At 46.6% G+C, this 833-nt stretch carries 1 protein-coding gene; it reads left to right on the forward strand.

Annotated elements, in window-relative coordinates; translation table 11 throughout:
* The coding region (locus GMD1S_RS10570; RefSeq protein WP_000317781.1) for a ribonuclease J at positions 1-833 on the forward strand (833 nt) is incomplete at both ends.

The following is an 833-nucleotide window of genomic DNA, read 5'->3' on the forward strand; positions in this document are numbered from 1 at the left end:
ACTCTTAAACCTGAAGAAGTCGGCGTTTTTGCCATCGGTGGTCTGGGAGAAATCGGAAAAAACACATACGGAATTGAATACCAAGACGAGATTATTATCGTCGATGCTGGGATTAAATTCCCAGAAGATGACTTGCTGGGTATCGACTATGTCATTCCTGATTACTCTTACATCGTGGACAATATCGACCGCGTCAAGGCTGTTTTGATTACCCACGGACACGAGGACCACATTGGTGGGATTCCCTTCCTGCTCAAGCAAGCAAATGTCCCTATCTACGCTGGACCGCTTGCCTTAGCTTTGATCCGTGGAAAACTCGAAGAACACGGCCTCTTGCGCAACGCCAAACTTTACGAAATCAATCACAACACTGAGTTGACCTTTAAAAATCTCAAGGCAACTTTCTTTAGAACGACTCACTCTATTCCAGAGCCTTTGGGGATTGTTATTCATACTCCTCAAGGAAAAATCGTTTGTACGGGTGACTTCAAGTTCGACTTCACTCCAGTTGGAGAACCGGCGGACTTGCACCGGATGGCAGCCCTTGGTGAAGAAGGCGTACTCTGTCTCCTGTCTGACTCGACAAACGCAGAAGTGCCAACCTTTACCAACTCTGAAAAAGTCGTTGGCCAATCCATCATGAAGATTATCCAAGGCATTGAAGGACGCATCATCTTTGCATCCTTTGCCTCAAATATCTTCCGTCTCCAGCAAGCAACGGATGCCGCTGTTAAGACTGGACGCAAGATTGCAGTCTTTGGACGTTCGATGGAAAAAGCCATTGTCAACGGTATCGAGCTTGGCTACATCAAAGCTCCTAAGGGAACCTTTAT

Origin of the sequence: Streptococcus sp. GMD1S, from assembly GCF_000296875.1 — a bacterium.
Classification (GTDB): Bacteria; Bacillota; Bacilli; order Lactobacillales; family Streptococcaceae; genus Streptococcus.